At 58.5% G+C, this 24,427-nt stretch carries 15 protein-coding genes and 2 rRNA genes (1 of these 17 only partly in view); 10 read left to right on the forward strand and 7 right to left on the reverse strand.

All coding sequences use genetic code 11. The features are described from left to right. The 5 genes from AC1MDT_RS25215 to recD all read left to right on the forward strand — a co-directional run. A 23S ribosomal RNA gene (locus AC1MDT_RS25215) occupies positions 1 to 1,822 on the forward strand; it begins 1,070 nt to the left of the window's first position. Positions 1,823 to 1,995: 173 nt separating this feature from the next. After that, a 5S ribosomal RNA gene (gene rrf, locus AC1MDT_RS25220) occupies positions 1,996 to 2,111 on the forward strand. Between the two features lie 155 nt (positions 2,112 to 2,266). Next, positions 2,267 to 5,719, forward strand: coding sequence for an exodeoxyribonuclease V subunit gamma (gene recC, locus AC1MDT_RS25225; RefSeq protein WP_480419455.1), 3,453 nt, complete (start codon positions 2,267 to 2,269; stop codon positions 5,717 to 5,719). After that, positions 5,716 to 9,408, forward strand: a complete 3,693-nt coding sequence (gene recB, locus AC1MDT_RS25230; RefSeq protein ID WP_480419456.1) for an exodeoxyribonuclease V subunit beta — start codon at positions 5,716 to 5,718, stop codon at positions 9,406 to 9,408. The genes recC and recB overlap by 4 nt, the downstream gene beginning before the upstream one ends. Continuing rightward, entirely contained in the window at positions 9,405 to 11,507 is a 2,103-nt protein-coding gene (recD, locus tag AC1MDT_RS25235; protein ID WP_480419457.1) for an exodeoxyribonuclease V subunit alpha, read from the forward strand. Before recB ends, recD begins: the two co-directional genes overlap by 4 nt. Positions 11,508 to 11,603: 96 nt before the next feature. On the opposite strand, the gene AC1MDT_RS25240 is transcribed toward recD, so the two are convergent. Beyond that, positions 11,604 to 12,551 carry a LysR family transcriptional regulator gene (locus AC1MDT_RS25240; protein WP_480419458.1) on the reverse strand — a complete coding sequence of 316 codons (948 nt, stop codon included), beginning with the start codon at positions 12,549 to 12,551 and terminating at the stop codon, positions 11,604 to 11,606. Positions 12,552 to 12,714: 163 nt separating this feature from the next. Here AC1MDT_RS25240 and AC1MDT_RS25245 point away from each other — a divergent pair, with 163 nt between their 5' ends. Beyond that, positions 12,715 to 14,241 (forward strand): CoA-acylating methylmalonate-semialdehyde dehydrogenase, encoded by a 1,527-nt coding sequence (locus AC1MDT_RS25245; protein WP_414906604.1) that lies wholly within the window; start codon positions 12,715 to 12,717, stop codon positions 14,239 to 14,241. 10 nt (positions 14,242 to 14,251) lie between these two features. Continuing rightward, complete coding sequence (mmsB, locus tag AC1MDT_RS25250) at positions 14,252 to 15,139, forward strand: 3-hydroxyisobutyrate dehydrogenase (RefSeq protein ID WP_480419459.1); 888 nt, start codon at positions 14,252 to 14,254, stop codon at positions 15,137 to 15,139. A 166-nt stretch (positions 15,140 to 15,305) separates the two neighbouring features. Here mmsB and AC1MDT_RS25255 read toward each other — a convergent pair whose 3' ends face one another. Beyond that, a complete protein-coding gene (locus tag AC1MDT_RS25255) occupies positions 15,306 to 15,650 on the reverse strand; it encodes a cupin domain-containing protein (RefSeq protein WP_008024653.1) in 345 nt (114 codons plus the stop codon). Positions 15,651 to 15,936: 286 nt separating this feature from the next. On the opposite strand from AC1MDT_RS25255, the gene kynB reads away from it, so the two are divergent. Together kynB and kynA are read left to right on the forward strand one after the other, a co-directional pair. Then, positions 15,937 to 16,599 (forward strand): arylformamidase, encoded by a 663-nt coding sequence (gene kynB / locus AC1MDT_RS25260; protein ID WP_480419460.1) that lies wholly within the window; start codon positions 15,937 to 15,939, stop codon positions 16,597 to 16,599. After that, positions 16,596 to 17,450, forward strand: a complete 855-nt coding sequence (gene kynA / locus AC1MDT_RS25265) for a tryptophan 2,3-dioxygenase (protein ID WP_480419461.1) — start codon at positions 16,596 to 16,598, stop codon at positions 17,448 to 17,450. Before kynB ends, kynA begins: the two co-directional genes overlap by 4 nt. A 127-nt stretch (positions 17,451 to 17,577) precedes the next feature. Here kynA and AC1MDT_RS25270 read toward each other — a convergent pair whose 3' ends face one another. From AC1MDT_RS25270 to antA, 4 genes are read right to left on the reverse strand one after another with little or no spacing between them, the layout of a single operon-like run. After that, positions 17,578 to 18,981 carry an amino acid permease gene (locus AC1MDT_RS25270; RefSeq protein WP_480419462.1) on the reverse strand — a complete coding sequence of 468 codons (1,404 nt, stop codon included), beginning with the start codon at positions 18,979 to 18,981 and terminating at the stop codon, positions 17,578 to 17,580. Between the two features lie 43 nt (positions 18,982 to 19,024). Then, complete coding sequence (gene antC / locus AC1MDT_RS25275; RefSeq protein ID WP_480419463.1) at positions 19,025 to 20,044, reverse strand: anthranilate 1,2-dioxygenase electron transfer component AntC; 1,020 nt, start codon at positions 20,042 to 20,044, stop codon at positions 19,025 to 19,027. An 18-nt stretch (positions 20,045 to 20,062) separates the two neighbouring features. Next, the gene (gene antB, locus AC1MDT_RS25280) at positions 20,063 to 20,554 is read right to left on the reverse strand and encodes an anthranilate 1,2-dioxygenase small subunit (protein WP_480419464.1); all 492 of its coding nucleotides are present in this window, start codon (positions 20,552 to 20,554) and stop codon (positions 20,063 to 20,065) included. Positions 20,555 to 20,556: 2 nt separating this feature from the next. Next, on the reverse strand, positions 20,557 to 21,945 hold the full coding sequence (gene antA, locus AC1MDT_RS25285) for an anthranilate 1,2-dioxygenase large subunit (RefSeq protein WP_414906597.1): 1,389 nt from the start codon (positions 21,943 to 21,945) through the stop codon (positions 20,557 to 20,559). Positions 21,946 to 22,318: 373 nt separating this feature from the next. Between antA and AC1MDT_RS25290 the strand changes: the two genes are divergently transcribed. Then, positions 22,319 to 23,326, forward strand: coding sequence for an AraC family transcriptional regulator (locus AC1MDT_RS25290; protein WP_480419465.1), 1,008 nt, complete (start codon positions 22,319 to 22,321; stop codon positions 23,324 to 23,326). 584 nt (positions 23,327 to 23,910) lie between these two features. Here AC1MDT_RS25290 and AC1MDT_RS25295 read toward each other — a convergent pair. Then, the gene (locus tag AC1MDT_RS25295; RefSeq protein WP_480419466.1) at positions 23,911 to 24,384 is read right to left on the reverse strand and encodes an Lrp/AsnC family transcriptional regulator; all 474 of its coding nucleotides are present in this window, start codon (positions 24,382 to 24,384) and stop codon (positions 23,911 to 23,913) included. Positions 24,385 to 24,427: the final 43 nt, after the last annotated feature.

Consider the following 24,427-nt stretch of genomic DNA (forward strand, 5'->3'; position numbering starts at 1 on the left):
CTTTAAAGAAAGCGTAATAGCTCACTAGTCGAGTCGGCCTGCGCGGAAGATGTAACGGGGCTCAAACCATACACCGAAGCTACGGGTATCACTTAGGTGATGCGGTAGAGGAGCGTTCTGTAAGCCTGTGAAGGTGAGTTGAGAAGCTTGCTGGAGGTATCAGAAGTGCGAATGCTGACATGAGTAACGACAATGGGTGTGAAAAACACCCACGCCGAAAGACCAAGGTTTCCTGCGCAACGTTAATCGACGCAGGGTTAGTCGGTCCCTAAGGCGAGGCTGAAAAGCGTAGTCGATGGAAAACAGGTTAATATTCCTGTACTTCTGGTTATTGCGATGGAGGGACGGAGAAGGCTAGGCCAGCTTGGCGTTGGTTGTCCAAGTTTAAGGTGGTAGGCTGGAATCTTAGGTAAATCCGGGATTCTAAGGCCGAGAGCTGATGACGAGTGTACCTTTGGTACACGAAGTGGTTGATGCCATGCTTCCAAGAAAAGCTTCTAAGCTTCAGGTAACCAGGAACCGTACCCCAAACCGACACAGGTGGTTGGGTAGAGAATACCAAGGCGCTTGAGAGAACTCGGGTGAAGGAACTAGGCAAAATGGCACCGTAACTTCGGGAGAAGGTGCGCCGGTGAGGGTGAAGCATTTACTGCGTAAGCCCATGCCGGTCGAAGATACCAGGCCGCTGCGACTGTTTATTAAAAACACAGCACTCTGCAAACACGAAAGTGGACGTATAGGGTGTGACGCCTGCCCGGTGCCGGAAGGTTAATTGATGGGGTTAGCTAACGCGAAGCTCTTGATCGAAGCCCCGGTAAACGGCGGCCGTAACTATAACGGTCCTAAGGTAGCGAAATTCCTTGTCGGGTAAGTTCCGACCTGCACGAATGGCGTAACGATGGCGGCGCTGTCTCCACCCGAGACTCAGTGAAATTGAAATCGCTGTGAAGATGCAGTGTATCCGCGGCTAGACGGAAAGACCCCGTGAACCTTTACTATAGCTTTGCACTGGACTTTGAATTTGCTTGTGTAGGATAGGTGGGAGGCTTTGAAGCGTGGACGCCAGTTCGCGTGGAGCCAACCTTGAAATACCACCCTGGCAACTTTGAGGTTCTAACTCAGGTCCGTTATCCGGATCGAGGACAGTGTATGGTGGGTAGTTTGACTGGGGCGGTCTCCTCCTAAAGAGTAACGGAGGAGTACGAAGGTGCGCTCAGACCGGTCGGAAATCGGTCGTAGAGTATAAAGGCAAAAGCGCGCTTGACTGCGAGACAGACACGTCGAGCAGGTACGAAAGTAGGTCTTAGTGATCCGGTGGTTCTGTATGGAAGGGCCATCGCTCAACGGATAAAAGGTACTCCGGGGATAACAGGCTGATACCGCCCAAGAGTTCATATCGACGGCGGTGTTTGGCACCTCGATGTCGGCTCATCACATCCTGGGGCTGAAGCCGGTCCCAAGGGTATGGCTGTTCGCCATTTAAAGTGGTACGCGAGCTGGGTTTAGAACGTCGTGAGACAGTTCGGTCCCTATCTGCCGTGGACGTTTGAGATTTGAGAGGGGCTGCTCCTAGTACGAGAGGACCGGAGTGGACGAACCTCTGGTGTTCCGGTTGTCACGCCAGTGGCATTGCCGGGTAGCTATGTTCGGAATAGATAACCGCTGAAAGCATCTAAGCGGGAAACTAGCCTCAAGATGAGATCTCACTGGGACCTTGAGTCCCCTGAAGGGCCGTCGAAGACTACGACGTTGATAGGTTGGGTGTGTAAGCGCTGTGAGGCGTTGAGCTAACCAATACTAATTGCCCGTGAGGCTTGACCATATAACACCCAAGCAATTTGCAGGCTTCGAGCTGAAAAGCGAAAGAGCACCAGATTGCGGTGTGTGAAGACGAAACGAACCGAAAGTTCGACAAACTCACAAAGCACCAAGCTCTATCACCTACCCATTCGCTGGAGCGTAAACCGAAAGGTGAACGACCTGGCTACCGAATTTCTTGACGACCATAGAGCATTGGAACCACCTGATCCCATCCCGAACTCAGCAGTGAAACGATGCATCGCCGATGGTAGTGTGGGGTTTCCCCATGTGAGAGTAGGTCATCGTCAAGATTAAATTCCGAAACCCCTATCTGCGTATGCAGGTAGGGGTTTTGTTTTGCCCGCAGGAAAGTTCGTACAGCAATACCGGACGCCTCTGCGCTGTCACAGTCTCGCGACAATGCTAAGGTTCGGCCCTAGCTTTTGTATTTTCCAAGGAAGCCTTTATGCCGGACGCGACGTCCCTCAGTGCTGGTTTTATGGTGGTTCATGGCAATCGCCTGGACGAGTTGCGCAGCCTGGTAATCAGCTGGATGCGGCGCTACCCGTTGGCTCCATTGGAAAATGAAATTGCGCTGGTGCAGAGCAATGGTATCGCTCAATGGCTAAAACTGGCGCTGGCCGAAGACTCGGGGGATGACGACATGGGCGGCTGCGGAATAGCCGCCGCCATCGACGTGCAATTACCGGGCAGTTTTATGTGGCAGCTCTATCGCATGGTGCTCGGGCGTGATGAGATTCCAGCCAAATCCTTGCTCGATAAAGCCCCGCTGACCTGGCGTCTGATGCGTCTGCTTCCTCAGTTGATCAATCAACCGCACTTCGAACCTCTGCAACGCTTCCTGACCAACGACAGTGATTTGCGTAAACGCTATCAGTTGGCTGAGCGACTGGCGGATTTGTTCGACCAATATCAGGTATATCGGGCTGACTGGCTGGAAGACTGGGCAGACGGTCGCCATCAGTTACGCAATGGCAGAGGCGAAACAAAACCCCTCACCCCTGCGAACTGCTGGCAGGCAGAGTTGTGGCGGGCGCTGTTGCTGGATGTGGGGGAGCAGGGCATGGCGCAGAGCCGTGCCGGCGTCCACCAGCGGTTCATCGAACGCATCAATAGTCTCGACGTGGCGCCCAAGGGGCTGCCTTCACGGGTGATCGTTTTCGGTATTTCTTCTTTGCCTGCTCAAGCCCTGGAAGCTCTTGCCGGACTCGCCCGATTCAGCCAGGTTTTACTTTGCGTCCACAACCCGTGTCGTCACCACTGGGCGGACATCGTCGCCGATAAAGACCTGCTGCGACATCAATACAAACGCCAGGCTCGCAAGAGCGGCATGCCCGCTGTACTTGATCCGCAGACCCTCCATCAGCACGCCCATCCGCTCCTGGCGGCTTGGGGCAAGCAAGGGCGCGACTACATCAATCTGCTCGATAGCTACGACGACCCCAACAGCTATCGCTCGGCATTTCGCGACGGGCGCATTGACCTGTTCAGCGACAGCCAGCCACAGAACATGCTCAACCAACTGCAGGACGACATTCTTGAATTGCGTCCCCTGAATGAAACTCGCGAGCGCTGGCCGGCTGTCGATTTGAAGCGTGACGAATCGATCCGTTTTCACATCGTCCACAGCGCTCAGCGCGAAGTGGAGGTGCTCCACGATCAATTGCTCGCACGCTTCAGCGCTGATCCAGACCTAAGGCCTCGCGACATCATCGTGATGGTCCCGGACATCGACAGTTATGCGCCGCATATTCGAGCGGTATTTGGTCAGCTTGATCGCCTCGACCCGCGCTTCATTCCCTTCACGCTCGCTGACCAAGGCCAGCGCGGCCGTGACCCGCTACTGATCGCTGTCGAACATCTGCTCAAGTTGCCTGACAGTCGTTTTCCCGTCAGCGAGATCCTCGACCTGTTGGACGTTCCCGCACTACGTGCCAGGTTTGGTGTTGAGGAGCGCGATCTACCGACGCTGCACCGCTGGATCGAAGGCGCTGGCATCCGCTGGGGGATGAACGCGGAGCAGCGCGAAGGCCTCGGGCTACCCGAGGCATTGGAGCAAAACAGTTGGCGTTTCGGTTTGCGAAGGATGCTGCTCGGGTATGCGGTAGGCAGTGCGGGTGCCTGCGAGGGTATCGAGCCCTACGACGAGATCGGGGGACTGGACGCTGCGCTGATAGGCCCTTTGGTCGCACTGCTCAATGCCCTTGAAGTTGCCCATCAGGAACTCGCTCAACCTGCAACGCCCAAGCAATGGAGTTTGCGGTTGCAAGCGTTGGTGCAGTTGTTCTTCCTGGCCAGTAATGAGCATGACGACTACTTGCTGGCTCAACTCGAAGCGTTACGTGAAACCTGGCTTGAGACCTGTGAGTCAGTAAGCCTGCAGGAAGAATTGCCGTTGACGGTGGTCCGTGAGGCCTGGTTGGCTGGTCTCGATCAAGGCCGGCTGTCCCAGCGTTTCCTGGCGGGAGCAGTGAATTTCTGCACCCTGATGCCCATGCGTGCGATCCCTTTCAAACTGGTCTGCCTGCTCGGTATGAATGACGGCGATTACCCGCGTGCGCAACCACCATTGGACTTCGATCTCATGGGCAGTGATTACCGCCCTGGCGATCGCTCGCGACGCGAAGATGACCGCTACCTGCTGTTGGAAGCTCTATTGTCGGCTCGTGACCAGCTCTATATCAGCTGGGTCGGTCGTAGTATTCGCGACAACAGCGAGCGCCCGGCATCGGTATTGATCGGTCAATTGCGTGACCATCTGGCCAGCGGCTGGCGATTGCACGACGTCGACGAAAATTTACTTGAGGCCATGACTCAGGAACACCCGCTGCAGCCATTCAGCGCCCGCTACTTCCATGAAGCCGATGCCTTGTTCAGCTACGCCAATGAGTGGCAGGTACTCCATCAAACCGCTGAGCAAACGACTGACATCGAGCGCCTCGCTCCTTACGTCCAGGATGAGCCGCTCAGTCTCGGTCAACTGCAGGACTTTCTGCGTAATCCGGTGCGACATTTCTTCAGTCAGCGGTTGAAGGTGTTCTTCGAAGTGGCTGAGGCGCCATTGGCTGATGAAGAGCCATTCGTACTTGACGCATTGCAACGCTATAGCCTCAGCGACAGTCTGCTGGGAGCCGCGCTGGGAAATCTGGACGACACCGATCAGGCTCTCGAGGCGCAGGCAAAGCGCCTGCAACACAGCGGGTTGCTACCGATGGCCGGTTTTGGTGAGTGCCTTCAGCGAGAGTTGATTGAACCACTGCCAGATCTATTACATCGCTATCAGCAGCTCTTGGCGTTATGGCCAATACCGCTCACCAGTGCGCTGCCAGTGCACCTGGAATTGCAGGGGCTGCAGCTGGAAGGTTGGCTCAGTGGTCTGCATCAACGAGCCGATGGCTGTTTGTTATCGGTCACTACCATCCCCAACAGCATTGGCTCGATCAAGTCCCGTAAATGGCATCGACTGACGCGGCCCTGGGTCAATCACCTGGTGGCCTGCGCCAGTGGTATGGCGATGACCACAGCATTGGTGGCCAGTGACGACAGTCTGCTGCTCGGTCCGATTGAGGAGGAGGCAGCGCTGCGGATTCTGGGTGACCTGTTAATGGCCTGGCAAACGGGCATGCGCCAACCACTGCCGATCGCCGTGAAAACAGCGTTCGCGTGGCTCGGCCAAACCGATCCGGTCAAAGCCGAGGTGGCCGCCCGTAAAGCCTACGAAGGCGACGGCCTGACCACCGAGGGTGAACGGCGTGAAAGCACGGCACTCGCACGTCAGTTCGCCGACTACGACGCTCTGGTTGCTGATGAGACGTTCCCCGGTTGGTGCGACGCATTGTATCGCCCGCTGCTTGAAGCCCCTTGGCGTTCATTGACCAGCGAGGAGGCGCGCCCATGATCACGAAAACACCTCTGGCGCTGGCATTCCCGCTGCGCGGCAGCCAACTGATCGAAGCAAGTGCCGGGACCGGCAAGACCTTCACCATCTCAGCTCTTTATCTGCGTCTGGTCCTGGGGCACGGCGGCGAGTCGAGCGGTTTCGGACGTGAGCTGTTACCGCCGCAGATCCTCGTCGTGACGTTTACCGATGCGGCGACCAAGGAACTGCGCGAACGTATCCGTACACGTTTGGCCGAGGCGGCACGGTTTTTTCGCGATGAAACGTCGGCGCCCGATGGCCTGATAGCCGAGCTCCGGGAACAGTACCTTCCGGAGCAGTGGTCCGGTTGCGCAAATCGACTGGACATCGCGGCACAGTGGATGGACGAAGCCGCCGTCTCGACCATCCACAGTTGGTGTCAGCGCATGTTGCGCGAACACGCGTTCGACAGTGGCAGTCTGTTTACTCAAACCCTGGAAACCGATCACAGTGATTTGCTGGGTGAGGTCCTGCGCGATTACTGGCGTTTGTTTTGCTATCCGATGCAAGGCGATGCGCTGAACTGGGTGCGCGGTAATTGGGGCGGCCCGGCGGCCCTGCTGCCGCGAATACGGGGTTTGTTCGCCAGTGAATGCGATAGCGGCGAAGGCAAAGAACCTGCGGAGCTGATCACCGAGTGTCTGCTTGAGCGACGGGCGGCGTTGCTAGAGCTCAAGATGCCGTGGCGTCAGTGGGCGGATGAGTTGCTTTCTATTTGTCACGAAGGTGTTGCGAGCAAGAGCGTCGACGGTCGCAAGATGCAGGCGCGCTATTTCGAACCCTGGTTCGAAAAAATAAAAGCCTGGGCCGAGGACGAATCCCTCGAGCAACTGGATATCGGCACTGGCTTCACTCGCCTGACCCCCGATGGCATGGCTGAAGCCTGGAAGAAGGGCGAGGTCCCGAATCATCCAGGATTGGACGCGATGCCTGGCCTCAAGGCGAGTCTCGATGCGTTGCCGACACCTGATGCTGCGGTGCTGCAACACGCAGCTCAATGGGTGGGTGCGCGGTTCGAAGAAGAAAAACGTCGCCGAGCAGAAATGGGCTTCGATGACATGTTGCTGCGCCTCGATGCAGCGCTACAGGCCGATGGCGGCGAGCGTCTGGCAACCCTGATCCGGGAGCAATTTCCGGTCGCGCTGATCGACGAGTTCCAGGACACCGATCCGGTGCAGTACCGGATCTTCGAGAGCATCTATCGCATCGAAGACAACAGTCCCGAGGGTGGTCTGTTCCTGATCGGCGATCCGAAACAAGCGATTTACGCCTTTCGCGGCGCCGACATCTATACCTACCTGCGCGCCAGGCAGGCGACCGCTGGCCGTCTACATACCCTGGGTACCAACTTCCGTTCCAGTCATGGCATGGTCAATGCGGTAAACCATGTTTTCCAGCGTGCCGAGGCTCGTGCGGTGGGGCGTGGGGCATTCCTGTTTCGTGAAGAGAATGGCGATAACCCGGTACCGTTCCTGCCCGTCGCCTCCCAGGGACGCAAAGAAGCCCTGCACATTGATGGTCAGGTGGTGCCTGCGCTGAACGTCTGGCATCTGTCCGCCGAGCAGCCATTGTCGGGCGCGGTGTACCGACAACAATTGGCCGCCAGCTGCGCCAGTGAAATCACGGCGTTGCTTAACGGCGGGCAACAGGGCCGGGCAGGTTTTATACAGGACGGCAAGGATTTCAGGGGGCTCTTGCCCTCGGACATCGCCATCCTCGTACGCGATGGTAAAGAGGCGCAGGCCGTGCGGGGCGAACTGTCTGCCCGCGGCGTGCGCAGCGTTTATTTGTCGGACAAGGACTCGGTGTTCGCCGCCCAGGAAGCCCACGACGTGCTGACCTGGCTGAAAGCCTGTGCCGAGCCGGATGTCGAGCGTCCGCTGCGCGCCGCCTTGGCCTGCATCACGTTGAACCTGTCGCTGGCTGAACTGGAGCAGCTGAATCAGGACGAGTTGGCTTGGGAAGCGCGGGTCATGCAGTTCCGCAGTTATCGCGAACTGTGGCGCAAGCAGGGCGTATTGCCGATGCTGCGACGCCTTTTGCATGACTTTCAGCTACCCCAGTCATTGATCGCGCGCAGCGATGGCGAGCGGGTGTTGACCAACCTGCTGCACCTGTCCGAATTGTTGCAACAGGCCTCTGCCGAACTCGATGGTGAGCAGGCGCTGATCCGACATTTGTCCGAGCATCTGGCGCTGTCCGGTCAGGCAGGCGAAGAGCAGATCCTGCGTCTGGAGAGCGACGAGCAGCTGGTCAAAGTCGTGACCATTCACAAGTCCAAGGGGCTTGAGTATCCCTTGGTGTTCCTGCCCTTCATCTGTTCGGCGAAGCCGGTAGATGGCAGCCGTCTGCCGTTGCATTACCACGACTCCACCGGCAAGGCCCAGGTGACGTTGAAGCCGACCGCCGAGTTGATCACCCTGGCTGACGATGAGCGTCTGGCCGAGGATCTGCGCTTGCTTTATGTGGCGCTGACCCGAGCGCAACACGCTTGTTGGCTCGGCGTGACAGACCTCAAACGCGGTAATAACAACAGCTCGGTGCTGCATTTGTCAGCATTGGGTTATTTGCTGGGCGGCGGCGCAGCATTGCCCGAGTCGGCTGGTTTGAAGCGTTGGCTGGAGGACCTGCAGCAGGACTGTCCAGCGCTGCACTACTGTGAAATGCCGGAAGCGAGCGCCGAGCATTACCATCCGCCGCGTAACGAAGCGGCCTTGCTGGCGCCGCTGGTCCCCAAACGCAAGGCCAGCGAGAACTGGTGGATCGCCTCGTACAGTGCCTTGCGCATAGGCGACCGCCTGAGTGTGAGCACCGATGAAGCGCCTGAAAGCCCGCAAGCGCAAAAGCTCTTTGACGACGAGCGCCTCGACCCGCAAGCGCCACGAGAAGTGCTGGCAGGCGGTGCTGATATCCATCGATTCCCTCGTGGCCCGAACCCTGGCACCTTCCTTCATGGTTTGCTTGAATGGGCCGGTAACGAAGGTTTTGCCGTTACGCCGAAAGCCGTCGAAGACGCCGTTGGCCGGCGCTGCAACCGCCGTGGCTGGGAAGGCTGGATCACCACGTTGAGCGAATGGCTGCAACACCTGCTCAAATCTCCGTTGCACATCGGCGCAGGGCAAACGCCCGTGGTGTTCGAGCAGTTGACCCAATCCCGGGTCGAGATGGAGTTCTGGTTCGCCAGCCACAAAGTCGATGTGCTCAAGCTCGATGAACTGGTGCGCCAATACACCCACAACGGCGTGGCCCGGGTGTCTGCAGAGCCGGTCTTGCTCAATGGCATGTTCAAGGGCTTTATCGACCTGACGTTCGAACACGACGGTCGCTATTACGTCGCTGACTACAAATCCAACTGGCTGGGCGTTGACGATGCGGCCTACACCGAGCAGGCCATGGAACAGTCGATACTCGACAACCGTTATGACCTGCAATACGTGCTGTACCTGTTGGCCTTGCATCGACAGCTCAAGGCACGGCTGGTCGATTACGATTACGACCGGCATGTCGGGGGGGCGATGTACCTGTTTCTGCGTGGTACGCGCGCATCCAGCCAGGGTGTGTATTTCGCCCGTCCTCCAAAAGAGCTGATCGAACGTCTGGACCGATTGTTCCAAGGCAAGCCAGAACCCAAGGTTGAACCCGCCTGGGAACAGGGAGTACTGCTATGAGTCGCACCTTCGCCGATTTGTTGCCCACGCCTCTGGCGGGCGAAAGCCTGGCGCACCTGACTCCGTTGAGTCGCGCCGACGACTTGTTGATATTACTCACGCGGTGGGTCGAGCGCGGCTGGCTTCGGTCGCTGGACAAAGCCTTCGTTGCCTTTCTTCATGAACTCGCCCCTGACGATGATCCGCTGGTGCTGCTGGCGGCGGCATTGACCAGTCACCAACTGGGGCACGGCCACGTCTGCCTGGATTTGTTCGAGACGTTGAAAGCGCCGGACTTCGCCCTGTCGTTGCCGCCGGAAGGTGACGTGCAAAGTGGCGCGATGCTGCTGCCATCGCAATTGCTTGAAGCGCTGGAGGGGGCTCATTGGTGCAAGGTGTTGGCCGGCAGCAGCCTGGTCGCTTTGGCGGTCGACGGTCGTGAGGCGGCGCAGCACCGGCCCCTGGTGTTATCGGGCAAGCGCCTGTACTTGCGCCGTTACTGGGCTTACGAACGGCGCATCGACCACTCGCTGCGCCAGCGTCTGGCGGCGCACGAAACAGCACCCCGTGATTTGCCCGAACGCCTGACCGGTTTGTTCGGTCCCGCCAAACCCGGCGAAGTGATTGACTGGCAGAAACTCGCCTGTGCCCTGGCAACCCGTAGCGCCTTCAGTATCGTCACTGGCGGCCCGGGAACGGGCAAGACCACCACGGTCGTGCGCTTGCTGGCATTGCTCCAGGCACCGGCGGTAGAGGCGGGCAAACCGCTGCGCATACGGCTTGCTGCGCCTACCGGCAAGGCTGCGGCACGGCTGACGGAGTCCATCAGTCAACAAGTCCGGACACTCAAAGTCACTGAAGCCATACGAGACAAAATACCGTCTGACGTCACCACCGTGCACCGTCTGCTCGGCAGTCGTCCCGGTACCCGGCACTTTCGTCACCACGCGGGTAATCGCTTGCCGCTGGATGTACTGGTGGTGGACGAAGCCTCGATGATCGATCTGGAAATGATGGCCAATCTTCTCGATGCGATGCCGGCCCATGCCCGCCTGGTGCTGCTCGGTGACAAGGATCAACTGGCATCGGTAGAAGCGGGCGCTGTGCTGGGCGATCTGTGTCGCGACGCCGAGGCCGGCTGGTACAGCCCGCAGACTCGCCAGTGGCTGGAGTCGGTCAGCGGAGAAAGCCTGGTGTCCAGCGGTTTGCATGAAGACACCGACGGCACGTATCCACTGGCCCAGCAGGTCGTGATGCTGCGCCATTCGCGGCGGTTCGGCGAAGGCAGCGGCATTGGCCAACTGGCACGCTGGGTGAACCAGCAGCAGCCCGAGGAGGCCCGCAAGCTGTTGGCGGCTCGAAGTCACAGCGATGTGTTTTCACTGTCCCTCAAGGGGGAGCAAGATCGGGCGCTGGAGCGCTTGCTGCTCGAAGGTCATGGTGATGGGCCGCAAGGTTATCGGCATTACCTGGGCTTGCTGCGACGCGAGCGACCGCCGCTCGACTGTACGCTTGATGATTCGCGCTGGGCCGATTGGGCTCGGCAGGTGTTGCAAGCCTTCGACGCGTTCCAGTTGTTGTGCGCCGTACGCAAAGGGCCTTGGGGCGTGGAGGGCTTGAATCAGCGAGTGACCGGCGCGTTGCTCAAGGCCCGGCTGATCGATAGCGACCAGCAGTGGTATGAAGGTCGGCCAGTGCTGATGACCCGCAACGACTATGGTCTGGGTTTGATGAATGGCGACATCGGCATTGCCCTCAAATTGCCGGAACGGGACAGTCCGGGCAAGCAGGTGTTGCGTGTGGCGTTTCCGCGCAACGATGGTCAGGGCGGCGTGCGTTTTGTGCTCCCGAGCCGGCTCAACGATGTCGAAACCGTATATGCCATGACTGTGCACAAATCCCAGGGCTCGGAGTTTGCCCACACCGCGTTGATTCTGCCGGACGCCTTGAACCCGGTGCTGACCAAGGAGTTGATCTATACCGGGATTACTCGGGCCAAGGACTGGTTCACATTGATCGAACCTCGTGCCGGTGTGTTCGAAGAGGCGGTGCGGCGCAAGGTCAAGCGTTTGAGTGGGTTAATGCTGGAGTTGGAAGCAGGCATCGGGTCGGGTGACTGACAGGGTTGCGGTCAGTGACGGAAATAGTCCGAGCGACGACCCTGTCATAAACCGTTGCCAAGGGCTGCTGAGGTCTCCCTTTCTCCTTCCAGACACTCAATCTGCAAACCGAAGATCCCGCGTTTCGCCCAGCAACAACGGGCGATTCAGCTCAGTCACCTCGCGGATGTAATCCCACAACAGGGTAATCCGCTTGAGCTTCCTCAGATCCTCGCGGCAGTACATCCAGAACTGCCGGGTGATGTTGATTTCTTCCGGCAGCACCGGCAGCAGCCGTGGATCCTGCGCGGCCAGGAAGCACGGGAGAATCGCCAGCGATCGTCCTTGCTGCGCTGCCACGAACTGCGCAATCACGCTGGTGCTGCGCAGATTGGCGCTGGCGCCAGGCAGCACGTTTGCCAGGTACAGCAGCTCTGAGCTGAACGCCAAATCGTCGACATAACTAATGAATGAATGTTTACCCAAGTCTGCCGGGCGGAGGATGGGTGGGTGCTTGTCCAGATAATCCTGCGTCGCGTACAGCTGCAATCGGTAGTCGCAGAGTTTGCAGCAGACGTACGGGCCATGCTCCGGACGTTCCAGCGCGATGACGATGTCCGCTTCACGCTTGGACAGGCTGATGAAGTGCGGCAGCGGCAGAATGTCCACTGAGATTGCCGGGTAGGCGTCGACGAAATGGCTCAGCTGTGGGGTGATGAAAAAACTGCCGAATCCTTCGGTGCAGCCCATCCGCACATGGCCAGACAACGCGACGCCGGAACCGGAAACCTGCTCGCAGGCCATGTGCAGCGTGCTTTCAATTGACTCGGCGTAACCCAGCAGACGTTGGCCCTCGGCGGTCAGGACGAAACCGCTGGTCCGGGATTTTTCGAACAGCAACGTGCCCAATGACGCTTCCAGCGAGCTGATGCGCCGCGAGACGGTTGTGTAGTCGACCGCCAGGCGTTTGGCCGCGGTGCTGGCCTTGCGGGTGCGGGCGACTTCAAGGAAAAACTTGAGGTCATCCCAATTCAGCGAGCCTAAGGATGTGATGTTTTTTTGCATGATGGACCGGCTTTTATGTGCGTTCTTATTAGAAGTTTGCACATCTATACTCCAAAAACAGTCCGACAACCAATTCGCGACACATGCCTCATCTCAAGGCGACTGTCTCGCCTTGGCTCCCAAGATAGCTCTCTAAATAAGAACAACGTCCAGGAGACCCACCATGAACGTATCGCTCACGCCAAACGAAACCACGCTGCACAAGGTCAAGCTGTTGATCGACGGCGAGTGGGTCGAGTCCCAGACCACCGAATGGCACGACATCGTCAACCCGGCCACCCAGCAAGTGCTGGCCAAGGTTCCGTTTGCCACAGCCGCCGAAGTCGACGCCGCGATCAGTGCCGCCCATCGCGCCTTCCAGACCTGGAAGTTGACGCCGATCGGCGCGCGCATGCGCATCATGCTCAAGCTTCAGGCGTTGATCCGCGAACACTCCAAGCGCATCGCCGTGGTGCTCAGCAACGAGCAGGGCAAAACCATCGCCGACGCTGAAGGCGATATCTTCCGTGGCCTGGAAGTGGTCGAACACGCCTGTTCCATTGGTAGCCTGCAAATGGGTGAATTCGCCGAAAACGTCGCGGGTGGCGTCGATACCTACACCCTGCGTCAGCCAATCGGCGTCTGCGCCGGCATCACTCCGTTCAACTTCCCGGCCATGATTCCGCTGTGGATGTTCCCGATGGCTATCGCCTGCGGCAACACCTTCGTACTCAAGCCGTCCGAACAGGACCCAATGTCGACCATGTTGCTGGTGGAGCTGGCGATCGAGGCAGGCGTTCCGGCAGGCGTGCTCAACGTTGTTCATGGCGGCAAGGATGTGGTGGACGCGCTTTGCACCCATAAGGACATCAAGGCTGTTTCCTTCGTCGGTTCGACCGCCGTCGGTACTCACGTCTACGACCTGGCCGGCAAACATGGCAAGCGCGTGCAATCGATGATGGGCGCGAAGAACCACGCCGTGGTACTGCCGGATGCCAATCGCGAACAAGCGCTGAATGCGCTGGTCGGTGCCGGTTTTGGTGCAGCGGGTCAACGCTGCATGGCCACCTCTGTCGTGGTGTTGGTGGGCGCGGCCAAGCAATGGCTGCCGGACCTGAAGGCGCTGGCGCAGAAACTCAAGGTGAATGCCGGCAGCGAGGCTGGGACGGACGTTGGTCCGGTGATCTCGAAAAAAGCCAAGGCGCGGATTCTGGATCTGATCGAAAGCGGCATCAAGGAAGGTGCCAAACTGGAGCTGGACGGTCGCGACATCACGGTTCCAGGCTTTGAAAAAGGTAACTTTATCGGCCCGACCCTGTTCTCCGGCGTTACACCCGAGATGCAGATCTACACCCAGGAAATTTTCGGCCCGGTGCTGGTGGTGCTGGAAGTTAATACGCTCGACGAGGCCATCGCACTGGTCAACGCTAACCCGTTCGGCAATGGCACGGGTCTATTCACCCAGAGCGGAGCGGCGGCCCGCAAATTCCAGAACGAAATCGACGTCGGTCAAGTCGGCATCAACATCCCGATTCCGGTGCCGGTCCCGTTCTTCAGCTTCACCGGTTCGCGCGGTTCCAAGCTCGGCGACCTCGGTCCGTACGGCAAGCAAGTGGTGCAGTTCTACACTCAGACCAAGACGGTCACCAGTCGTTGGTTCGATGACGACAGCGTCAACGACGGTGTGAACACCACCATCAACTTGCGTTAAGGAGCCGGACATGAAAATCGCTTTTATCGGTCTCGGTAACATGGGCGCGCCGATGGCGCGCAACCTGATCAAGGCCGGCCATTCGTTGCGGCTGGTGGATTTGAACAAAGCCGTTCTGGCAGAGCTGGAACAACTGGGCGGCAGCATCAGCGCTTCGGCCCGTGAAGCGGCTCAAGGCGCAGAACTGGTGATTACCATGCTGCCGGCCGCCGTGCATGTGCGCAGCGTCTGGTTGGGTGAAGATGGCGTGCTGGCGGGGATCGCCAAAGGCGTACCGGCAGTGGATTGCAGCACCATTGATCCGCAGACCGCCCGTGATGTTGCCGCGGCGGCTGCCAAGCAAGGCGTGGCCGTGGCCGATGCGCCAGTCTCCGGCGGTACGGGGGGCGCAGCGGCGGGAACCCTGACGTTTATGGTTGGTGCCACCCCTGAACTGTTCGCCACCCTGCAACCAGTGCTGGCGCAAATGGGCCGCAACATCGTTCATTGCGGTGAAGTCGGCACCGGGCAAATCGCCAAGATCTGCAACAACCTGCTGCTGGGGATTTCCATGGTCGGCGTCAGCGAAGCCATGGCGCTGGGCGATGCCTTGGGCATCGACACGGGCGTGCTGGCCGGGATTATCAACAGCTCCACCGGGCGTTGCTGGAGTTCGGAGATGTACAACCCGTGGCCGGGCATCGTCGAAACGGCGCCAGCGTCGCGCGGCTATACCGGCGGTTTCGGTGCCGAGCTGATGCTCAAGGACCTGGGGTTGGCGACTGAAGCGGCACGTCAGGCGCACCAGCCGGTGGTGCTCGGCGCAGTGGCTCAGCAGTTGTATCAGGCGATGAGCCTGCGTGGGGAAGGCGGCAAGGACTTCTCGGCAATCATCAACAGCTATCGCAAACCGCAGTAGGAGCAGCCGGTCGACGCTCGATTGCTCGCGATGGTCGATAACGATAACGCGTAGAACCTGACACCCCGCGTCGCTCTCGAGTATTTCGCGAGCAAGCTCGCTCCTACAGAGGTACGCATCGACATTTACCGGGAGATCACGTCGGGTGATCTCCCGTTTTTTTGTATCAGGCGAACACGAAATACTTGCGCACGGTTTCAACCACTTCCCAGGTGCCTTTCATCCCCGGCTCGATGACGAAAATATCACCCGCGCGTAGATGGATCGGCTCCTTGCCTTCTGGCGTAATGATGCAGTACCCCTCGCGGAAATCGCAGTATTCCCACTTCACGTATTCCACATACCACTTGCCCGGCGTGCAAATCCACGTGCCCATGATCTTGCTGCCGTCTTCACTGGTGTAGGCGTTGAGGTTGACGGTGTGCGGGTCACCTTCGAGTTTTTCCCATTTGCAGGCGTCGAGCACTGGCAGTGGGTGAGTGTCGCGAAGAACGGTAATCGGTGCGGACATGATGACTCCGGGCGTTAGGGAGAACTGAACTCGCACCCTATAGGGCTTGGTGCGGCACCAGTTGTCTGTGCTCGACATCGAGGTATCCAGAAACGCAGCGACCGTCGTCTATCCGCACAAGGCCGGGTGGTGGAAATCGATGAGGGGGGCATTGAAATTTCCTCCCGATAAACCGCCGTTTCCTGGCAGTTTGTGCGAAAGCCTCCGGCATTTTTGAACGTATACGCAAGAACATGCACAGGTATCGCTCGTATCATTCACTTCGGAAAAGGCCGAGAGCTTTGCAATGAAAAAAACAATGTCGTGGTGGGACATCAGCCCGCCCTTGAGTGCCGCAACACCGACCTGGCCGGGTGATACGCCTTTTCAGGAAGAACGCGTCTGGACCTTCGGGCCTGAATGCCCAGTGAATGTCGGGCGCATCACGCTATCGCCGCACACTGGCGCCCATGTCGATGCGCCGCTGCACTACCGCGCGGACGGCGCCGCCATTGGCGAGGTGTCGCTGGATGTCTACCTCGGGCCTTGCCGGGTGTTGCATTGCCTGGACAGCGGCCAGCTGGTGCACCCTGAACACCTTGAGGGTCGTTTACATAACCTGCCCGAGCGTGTCCTGCTGCGCACCTATCGACAGGCGCCACTCACGACCTGGGATCCGCACTTCACTGCCGTCGCCAAGGAAACCGTCGATCTGCTGGCCCGTCTCGGCGTGCGCTTGATCGGTATCGACACGCCGTCGCTGGACCCGCAGCAATCCAAGACCATGGACTCGCACAACGCGGTGGCCCGCCACGGCATGGCCATTCTCGAAGGCATCGTGCTCGATGAGGTCGCGGAAGGTGACTATGAATTGATCGCACTGCCGCTACGTTTTGCCCATCTCGACGCCAGTCCGGTGAGGGCCATTTTGCGTCCACTGAATACATCGCAACATCAGGAGCCTCAATGAGCCAATGTCCATATTCACCTGCCAGCCAGACCGAGGAATGGCATAACGCCGAGCTGAATTTTTCCGACGCCATGAGCTACGGCGACTACCTGGACCTGGGGCGTATTCTCAATGCCCAACACCCCTTGTCTCCAGACCACAACGAGATGCTGTTCATCATCCAGCACCAGACGTCCGAGTTGTGGATGAAACTGATGTTGCACGAGCTTAAAGCTGCCCGCGAACACCTGCGTCAGGGAGAGCTGCCGCCGGCTTTCAAGATGCTGGCGCGGGTCGCGCGGATTTTTGATCAGTTGGTGCATGCCTGGACTGTGCTGGCGACCATGACGCCGACTGAATACCACTCGATACGACCCTTTCTGGGGCACTCGTCGGGTTTCCAGTCCTTTCAGTACCGCGAGATCGAGTTCATTCTGGGCAACAAAAGCGCGACCCTGTTGCGCCCTCACGCCCATCGTCCAGAGCTGTTGCAGGAACTCGAAAAAGCGATCGCTACCCCCTCACTGTATGACGAAGCGATTCGCTTGATGGCCAGCGCCGGTCTGCAGATCGACCCGCAGCGTTTCGAGCATGATCCGACCGGCCCTACCGTGCACGATGCCTCCGTCGAAGCGGCCTGGCGCGAGGTCTACAAAGACCCTTCGCGTTATTGGGACCTCTACCAACTGGCTGAAAAATTCATCGACCTTGAAGACTCGTTCCGTCAATGGCGCTTCCGGCATGTCACCACGGTTGAGCGGATCATCGGCTTCCAACCGGGCACCGGCGGCACAGAAGGTGTCGGTTACCTGCGCAAGATGCTCGATACCGTACTGTTCCCGGAGTTGTGGCGGGTACGTTCGACCCTCTAAGCGCTGCTTCCGTGTAGCAGCTGCCGAACGCAGGCTTCGCCAGCTGCTACATAAAGCACGACGGGACATCCAAAATAAAAAAGCCCCGGCATTCATTGAATGCCGGGGCTTTTTGTTGAGCGCGGGATTATTGAGCCACGGGCAAGCTCCGGTCCCTTGCCACACGCATCCGATAGAACACGTAGATGATCAACACCCAGACCGGCATGGCGTACACCGAGGCGCGTACGCCCGGAATCATCAACATCACGCAGATGATCATGGCCATGAACGCCAGGCACAGGTAGTTGCTGAAAGGAAACCAGAACGACTTGAAGCTCGGCACGATGCCTTGCTGGCCCATGATTTTGCGAAACTTCAGGTGAGTCAGGCTGATCAGCGTCCAGTTGATCATCAGCGAGGCGACCACCAGTGCAAACAGCAACTCCAGCGCATCGTGCGGGGCAACGTAGTTAATCACCACACACAACATCGTGATCAACGCGGAGATGCCCAGCGCGCGCAATGGCACACCTTGTTTGTTCAGCTTCATCAGCGATTTCGGCGCGTCGCCCTGTTCCGCCAGGCCATAGAGCATGCGGCTGTTGCAGTAGACGCCGCTGTTGTAGACCGAGAGCGCCGCGGTGAGCACCACGAAGTTGAGGATTTGCGCGGCCGTGTCGCTGCCGATCAGCGAGAAGATCTGCACGAATGGGCTGCCGCTGTAGGCATCGCCGGACGCGCCCAGTGTCTGCAGCAGTTGATCCCACGGGTACAGCGAAAGCAGCACGGTGAGTGCGCCGACGTAGAAGATCAACACGCGATAAACCACTTGGTTGATCGCCTTGGGAATGACCTTCCTCGGCTCACTGGCCTCGGCGGCGGTGATGCCCACCAGCTCCAGGCCACCAAAGGAGAACATGATGAACGCCATCGACATCAGCAAACCGGTGGCGCCGTTGGGAAAGAAGCCGCCGTGGCTCCACAGGTTCGTGACCGAGGCCTGCGGGCCGCCGGTGCCGCTGAACAGCATGTAGCAACCCAGGGCGATCATGCCCAGAATGGCCACGACCTTGATGATCGCGAACCAGAACTCCATCTCGCCGAAGATCTTGACGTTAAGCGTGTTGATCAGGTTGACCAGCACAAAGAACACCGCCGCGCTGACCCAGGTGGGGATTTCCGGCCACCAGAACTGCACGTATTTGCCGACGGCCGTCAGTTCTGCCATGCCCACCAGCACGTACAACACCCAGTAGTTCCAACCGGACAGAAAACCGGCATAACCGCCCCAGTATTTGTGGGCGAAGTGACTGAAAGAACCGGCTACAGGTTCTTCGACAATCATCTCGCCTAGCTGGCGCATGATCAGGAAGGCGATGAACCCGGCAATCGCATACCCGAGGATCATCGACGGTCCGGCCGATTTGAGCACGCCGGCGGAGCCCAGGAACAGCCCGGTACCAATCGCTCCGCCCAAAGCGATCAGTTGAATATGCCGATTTTTCAACCCTCGCTTGAGTTCGCCCTGTTGCAAGATCTCATCCGCCATCTCGTTCCCTTCTGGTTATTGTTGTCAGGCCTGATATGAAAGGTCAGATATTACTCTCGGTGAACTTTTCGTAATACAGGTGCACGCTGTCCAGTGCCTGGGTCTGCAACCAGCTCTTGATCGATTCGACCATGGGCGGGGGGCCGCAGACGTACATATCGACCGGCGCATCGCGCAGTTCGCTGGCGTCGAAATGCTCGGCAATGTAGCCGCGCTTTCCCGTCCAGTGCGGCGACGGGTCACTGACCACTTCGGTGTAACGAAACCCCGGAATGCGTTCGGCATAGGCCTCGATGCGTGCTCGCTCGCACAGGTCGGCAGCGTCCCGCACACCGTAGTACAAATGCACCGGTTGCGCGCATACGCGCTCGGCCAGTTCGTCGAGCATGCCCAACAGCGCAGAAAGCCCGGTACCGCCGGCCACCAGGATCAGCGGCTTGGCGACATGCCGCAAATAGAAGGCGCCCAGCGGTGCCTCCAGGGCGATTTGGTCGCCCACCTGGCAGCGTTCTCGGATGTAGTTGCTCATCACCCCGTCGGGCAGCAGGCGAATCAGGAATTGCAGTTGATTGCTGCTGCTCGGTCGGTTGGCGAACGAGTAGGAGCGTTTGCTCTGTGTCCCCGGAATCAGCAGCCGGGCGTATTGCCCCGGCAGGAAGTCCAACTGACTTGTCATACCGAGATCAAGATGCAGGATCGCTGTGCTGGCTGAGACCTGCGTCACTTCGGTGACTGTACCGCTGAGTTGCCCGGGACCCGAGGCGTTGCACAGGCTGGAAGCGAAGTCGAAATAAAACGCCGCGTCAGACTTCACCCTGGTCTGGCAGGTGAGCATTTTGCGTTGTTGCAGGTCCTGTTCAGAGAGGGCTTCCTCATCCACATAGTCCTGGCTGTAATCACCCGATTCGCAGCGGCCCTGGCAGGTTCCGCAGACACCTTCGCGGCAATCCAGAGGGATGTTGATGCCATTGCGCAGGGCGGCGTCGAGCAGTATTTCGTTGGGTTGTACGGGAAAGAACAGTGTTTTGCCGTCGGCAAAGCTGAATGCGACCTTGTGGTTCATGCCCCGGTCTCCATGGATTCAGAGGTGGTAGAAATCGAGCACCGAGTTGATGGTGTCGTTGAGCAGCAGGACATGCTTGCGGGTGATCAGCCAGCTGTCGGCGTGAGGCTTGAGGCGATAGGTCGCGCGGCCGTAAAACTGCTCGGACGTGGCCAGGCGATAGAACAAGGTGTGCCAGTTCAGACGCACTTCCAGTTCACCGCCGTCGAGCTCGCTGATCCGCACGTTGTTGATCAGGTGCAAGGTTCGGGGCATCGGCATCGAGGACGCGGATTTACCGGTGCGCAGGCGGAACACACGGTCCTCCAGACCTGAACGGTTGGGGTAGTAGATCAGCGACATCTCGCGCTTGGGGTCGAGGGTGTAGACATGCTCCGAGTCCCATTGCGGCAGATGGAACTCACTGTGCTCGTCGAACAGCTTGAGGTAGGCGTCCCACTCCTGGGCGTCGCACAGTTCGGATTTGCGATAGAAAAACTGCTCGATCTGGTACTGCAATTGCGCATTCATGTTCACACCTCACGTAGCTTCAGGGATTTCGCGTCCAGGCCATCCAGCAGGAATTTCTGCCAGTTGCTGTGCTGGTTGACGTAAAGGCCTTCGTGGGTGAATTCGGTGCCGGTCATGGCCGGGGCGATGCCGATGGACTCGCTGTTAGGCGTGGCGCCGGTTGCCCATTGGTGATTGCCGCGGGAAATATCGCTCCAGCGCTCAAGACGCGCCTGGAAACCACGCTGCGCTTCGCGGAATTCCACCAGGTCATCCGGCGTGCCCAGGCCCGACACGTTGAAGAAGTCTTCGAATTGGCGGATGCGGTTTTCGCGGTCAGCGTCCGATTCGTTTTTAACCCCCAGGCACTGGCTGATGATCTCGGTTTTGTTCCACGCCACCGGGCGGATGATGCGCAGTTGCGAGCTGATCTGATCGAGGAAAAACAAGCTCGGGTAAATATTCAGATTGCGCAGGCGATGCATCATCCATTCGGCCTTTTCCTGGCCGTGTTCTTCGACCAGCCGCGGCATGATCGTCGCGTAACCGGAGCGCACCGTCGGGTTGGGCATGTCACTGAACAACAGGCTGTGGCCGTTATCGAAGGCGAACCAGCCGTCGTCGGTATTGGCGTCGCCAGCGCCGAGTTTGCTGTAGTCCAGGGTGCTCCCGCTGCTGGTGCCGTTCTCGCTGTTGACCTGCTGGCGGTGCTGCACGGTGGCCACGTAGTTATAGTGGACGGTGCTGACGTGATAGCCGTCCAGGCCGTTTTCGTTTTGCAGTTTCCAGTTGCCGTCGTAGGTGTAGGCCGACTTGCCGGGCAGCACTTCCAGTTCACCGGTCGGGGACTGGGCAACCATCATGTCGAAGAACACCTTGGCGTCGCCGAGGAAGTCTTCGAGGCTGTTATCCGCGTGCACATCCAGGCTGATAAACACAAAACCCTTGTAGCTCTCGATGCGCGCTTTTTTCAGGCCGCGTGTGGCCTTGTCGAACCCTTCCGGGTATTCGCCGGGCGCCTTGACCTTGACCAGGCGGCCGTCGCTTTTGTAGCACCAGGCGTGGAACGGGCAGGTGAAGGTCGACTGGTTGCCCTTGCCGACGCGGGTCAGGGTCGTGCCGCGATGTTGGCAGGCGTTGATCAGGGCGTTGAGCTGGCCGTCGCCGTCGCGAGTAATGATCATCGGCTGACGGCCGGCGCGCATCGTGACGAAGTCGTGGTTATTGGCCAGCTCGCTTTCGTGGCAAGCGTAGATCCAGTTCTTCTCGAAGATCAGTTCCATCTCCAGATCGAACAACTGCGGCTCGGTGAACATATCCCGGGCGATCCGGAACACGCCGTCTGCCGGACGGAAGTCCAGGCAGCCTTCAATAAATGCTTTCCACTGCTCGACGTTTTTTTCGCCACTCATGGGTCTGTACCTTTTTTATTCGGGCCAATCGGTTGTGCTCATTAGAGAGAGTGGGGCGGGTGGGGGTCTATCCGGTTTGTCGACGAAGGCAGTCCATAAAATTGGTGGGGTAACACCCACGTATCGAGCTGGGGAGCGATTACTCAATCTGTGCACCATGCGATGGACGGCTGCCCCTGTTTGCAGCATTCAGGTACTGTTTGATGGGACGTCAAGGGTGTGGCCCGGGCATCGAAACAGCTGCTTTATCCACTTAGTCGGTGATTACTATCCACTGGGTTGGCACTGCGGTTTTGTGGCTTGGAACTTGCCTTTTTCCAGTCCGATATGCGCCGTCAGAGCGTGTTGAAAAAATAGCCGTGGGTGCACCGTGATGAGTAGCAAAACTGATTCGCAGTTTCGCGACATATGTATTGATAGCTTCGACGTCGAGGGCGCGAGGAACTGGATGTCCGGTATCTGCGGGCCCCATCGACTCGTGACCACGACCCCCGAGCGGATCCGCTTTCATCACAGCGCCAATGTGTTCAAGTCAATGGCCACGACACTGGGCACCATCGAATACGGCACGGATGTCACCGTCGACATCGAAGACGCCGAGCACTTCAGCAGTTACAGCCTCAGTTTGCCTCTGGTGGGCGAGCAGGAGTTGAGCAAGAACGGCAGCGTTTTGAAGTCCAATCGCGATCAAGGGGTGATCATTTCACCCAATGAAAACCAGGTGCTGGCGATCTCTGGCGATTGCCGCAAAGTCCAGGTGGTGATCACCCGCGCCGCCATGAGTGAGTCTTTGGAAGGCCTGCTGCAGCGGCCGCTGGATGCGCCGTTGCGATTCGAGTCGGTGATGGACGCGGTCGACGGGGCGTCGGCTTCGTGGTGGCGCATGGCGCGTTACTTCATCGCCGAGCTGGAGCGCAGCAGCGAACTGTATGAGCAAGTGGCGTTCACCCGTGATGTCGAAAGTTCGTTGATCAAGGGTTTGATCCTCGCCCAACCGAACAATTATTCAGAAGAATTGCGGGCCGTGTTGGGCGTGAAGCTGCCGCACTATCTGATCAGGGCCCGGCACTATATCCATGCCAACGCCCGGGAAGCCCTGCACCTGGAAGACATCGAAGCTGCGGCCGGGGTCTCGCGTTTCAAGTTGTTCGAGGCGTTCAAGAAATACTTCGCCTTGTCGCCGATGGTCTACTTGAAAAAGTATCGCTTGAGCGCTGTGCGTCAGGACATTCTTGAGCACGGTTCTGCGCGCAATATTTCCGAGATCGCCATGGGGTGGGGGTTTACGCACCTGGGGCGTTTTTCTGCCGAGTACCGTAAGTTGTTTGACGAATCTCCGAGCATGACTTTGCAGCGTAACGAAGCTCGGCGTATGCGGTAATGCTGCCCACTGAAGAAAATTTTGGGATTGGGATTGGGTGGGGGTACATATCCGTTTTTGCTGTAGCGGCGTCTGGCGGTTTCGCTCTTGCAGCGAGTCCCTTTTTCAAACGCCGGAGTGCCGGCCCAGCAAAAAGGAACCAAAAGGCTTTGCCCCTCCATTCGGTGCCTCGCCTAGGCTCGGCGTGCCGTAACGAAGGCATCCTTGCCGCGGTGCCCCCCGCGCAACGCCTGCGTTCGGCCTCTGGGAAAGGGGCTGGTAGATCAAAAGATCGCAGCCTTCGGCAGCTCAGAGCGTACGCATTCCCCTGTAGGAGCGAGCCTGCTCGCGATGAATTCGAAGGCAGCGCGTTTTTCTAGACAGTACGCGTTATCGTTCACGTCCATCGCGAGCAGGCTCGCTCCTACATAAAGCAGGTCGGCGTACAGCTTTTGATTCCCACCACTCATCAGGCCGAGCGTTAGCTCGCCTGCAGCTTTTGATCGTGAGGCACCGCCCCCCCCTCACGCCCTGAGCCTCTCCGTCAACCTGTGGCCACCTCCATCGGCGCCTCTATCAACGTTGATCCGCGCCCGCGGCCATCCTTACTTACGCACCACCAAGTCAAGCAACCCCTCACGCTCCTTGATCTTCTGCAGGACGATTTCCGAACGAATGTCGGTGACCCCCGCCGTGCGATTCAGCTGATTGACGATGAAATCGGAGAAGTGCTTGAGATTGCGCGCCTGGACTCGCAACACATAATTGCTCGCCCCGGTAATCACATAAGCAGTGACCACCTCCGGCCACAGCTGAACCTTCTTGATAAACGTCTCATGCCAGTCCTCGACATCCTGTCGCAATGACACATGGACGATAGCTTCCAGTTCGATGCCCAGTCGTTCGGCATTCAGTACCGCGCGATACCCTGTGATGATTCCCTCACTTTCCAGCAGGCGCAAACGGCGCAGACAGGCCGACGGCGACAGGGCGACTTTCTCCGCCAATTCCTGGTTGCTGATACGGCCATCCTGTTGCAGTTGATGCAGGATCCGCAGGTCTGTCGAGTCGAGATTCATGGTTGGTATAAATCCGCGGTTAATGGCATTTAATTCGAATTTT

The organism is Pseudomonas sp. ASL7 (genome assembly GCF_056680375.1).

What these genes read in the sequence shown, in the direction of transcription:
- recC (WP_480419455.1), top strand. Translation starts at nt 2,267, where the DNA reads ATGCCGGACGCGACGTCCCTCAGTGCTGGTTTTATGGTGGTTCATGGC.
- recB (WP_480419456.1), top strand. Translation starts at nt 5,716, where the DNA reads ATGATCACGAAAACACCTCTGGCGCTGGCATTCCCGCTGCGCGGCAGC.
- recD (WP_480419457.1), top strand. Translation starts at nt 9,405, where the DNA reads ATGAGTCGCACCTTCGCCGATTTGTTGCCCACGCCTCTGGCGGGCGAA.
- AC1MDT_RS25240 (WP_480419458.1), bottom strand. Translation starts at nt 12,551, where the DNA reads ATGCAAAAAAACATCACATCCTTAGGCTCGCTGAATTGGGATGACCTC.
- AC1MDT_RS25245 (WP_414906604.1), top strand. Translation starts at nt 12,715, where the DNA reads ATGAACGTATCGCTCACGCCAAACGAAACCACGCTGCACAAGGTCAAG.
- mmsB (WP_480419459.1), top strand. Translation starts at nt 14,252, where the DNA reads ATGAAAATCGCTTTTATCGGTCTCGGTAACATGGGCGCGCCGATGGCG.
- AC1MDT_RS25255 (WP_008024653.1), bottom strand. Translation starts at nt 15,650, where the DNA reads ATGTCCGCACCGATTACCGTTCTTCGCGACACTCACCCACTGCCAGTG.
- kynB (WP_480419460.1), top strand. Translation starts at nt 15,937, where the DNA reads ATGAAAAAAACAATGTCGTGGTGGGACATCAGCCCGCCCTTGAGTGCC.
- kynA (WP_480419461.1), top strand. Translation starts at nt 16,596, where the DNA reads ATGAGCCAATGTCCATATTCACCTGCCAGCCAGACCGAGGAATGGCAT.
- AC1MDT_RS25270 (WP_480419462.1), bottom strand. Translation starts at nt 18,981, where the DNA reads ATGGCGGATGAGATCTTGCAACAGGGCGAACTCAAGCGAGGGTTGAAA.
- antC (WP_480419463.1), bottom strand. Translation starts at nt 20,044, where the DNA reads ATGAACCACAAGGTCGCATTCAGCTTTGCCGACGGCAAAACACTGTTC.
- antB (WP_480419464.1), bottom strand. Translation starts at nt 20,554, where the DNA reads ATGAATGCGCAATTGCAGTACCAGATCGAGCAGTTTTTCTATCGCAAA.
- antA (WP_414906597.1), bottom strand. Translation starts at nt 21,945, where the DNA reads ATGAGTGGCGAAAAAAACGTCGAGCAGTGGAAAGCATTTATTGAAGGC.
- AC1MDT_RS25290 (WP_480419465.1), top strand. Translation starts at nt 22,319, where the DNA reads ATGAGTAGCAAAACTGATTCGCAGTTTCGCGACATATGTATTGATAGC.
- AC1MDT_RS25295 (WP_480419466.1), bottom strand. Translation starts at nt 24,384, where the DNA reads ATGAATCTCGACTCGACAGACCTGCGGATCCTGCATCAACTGCAACAG.